The organism is Massilia sp. P1_C10 (assembly GCF_056406475.1).
Genome location: NZ_JBFUAC010000021.1, coordinates 1 through 1,385, shown reverse-complemented (window position 1 = coordinate 1,385; position 1,385 = coordinate 1). Strand labels below are relative to the sequence as shown.

1 rRNA gene is annotated in these 1,385 nt (G+C 51.3%); it reads right to left on the bottom strand.

Annotated elements, in window-relative coordinates:
- Positions 1-17 precede the first annotated feature (17 nt).
- Positions 18-1,385: ribosomal RNA gene (locus tag AC1D02_RS22160) — 23S ribosomal RNA — on the bottom strand; the annotation flags it as partial.

Genomic DNA, 1,385 nt, shown 5'->3' with positions numbered 1-1,385 from the left:
GTACCTGTTAAGGTTATAGGGACAAGCCGTACGGGCAATTAGTATCAGTTAGCTTAATGCATTACTGCACTTCCACACCTGACCTATCAACGTCCTGGTCTCGAACGACCCTTTAAAGAGCTCAAGGCTCTGGGAAATCTCATCTCAAGGCAAGTTTCCCGCTTAGATGCTTTCAGCGGTTATCTCTTCCAGACTTAGCTACCCGGCAATGCCACTGGCGTGACAACCGGTACACCAGAGGTCTGTCCACTCCGGTCCTCTCGTACTAGGAGCAGCCCCCTTCAAATTTCCAACGCCCACGGCAGATAGGGACCAAACTGTCTCACGACGTTTTAAACCCAGCTCACGTACCACTTTAAATGGCGAACAGCCATACCCTTGGGACCGGCTACAGCCCCAGGATGTGATGAGCCGACATCGAGGTGCCAAACTCCCCCGTCGATATGAACTCTTGGGAGGAATCAGCCTGTTATCCCCAGAGTACCTTTTATCCGTTGAGCGATGGCCCTTCCATACAGAACCACCGGATCACTATGTCCTACTTTCGTACCTGCTCGACTTGTCAGTCTCGCAGTTAAGCACGCTTATGCCATTGCACTATCAACACGATGTCCGACCGTATCTAGCGTACCTTCGAACTCCTCCGTTACACTTTAGGAGGAGACCGCCCCAGTCAAACTGCCTACCATGCACTGTCCCCGACCCGGATAACGGGCCAAGGTTAGAACCTCAAACAAACCAGGGTGGTATTTCAAGGATGGCTCCACGAGAACTGGCGTCCCCGCTTCAAAGCCTCCCACCTATCCTACACAGATTGGTTCAAAGTCCAATGCAAAGCTACAGTAAAGGTTCATGGGGTCTTTCCGTCTAGCCGCGGGTAGATTGCATCATCACAAACATTTCAACTTCGCTGAGTCTCGGGAGGAGACAGTGTGGCCATCGTTACGCCATTCGTGCAGGTCGGAACTTACCCGACAAGGAATTTCGCTACCTTAGGACCGTTATAGTTACGGCCGCCGTTTACTGGGACTTCAATCAAGAGCTTGCACCCCATCATTTAATCTTCCAGCACCGGGCAGGCGTCACACCCTATACGTCCACTTTCGTGTTTGCAGAGTGCTGTGTTTTTATTAAACAGTCGCAGCCACCAGTTTATTGCAACCCTTTCACCCTCATGGAGTAAACCAATCAAGCTACCAGGGCGTACCTTTTCCCGAAGTTACGGTACCAATTTGCCGAGTTCCTTCTCCCGAGTTCTCTCAAGCGCCTTAGAATACTCATCTCGCCCACCTGTGTCGGTTTGCGGTACGGTCTCGTATGACTGAAGCTTAGAGGCTTTTCTTGGAACCACTTCCGATTGCTTCGAGACCTAAGTCTCTCGTCTC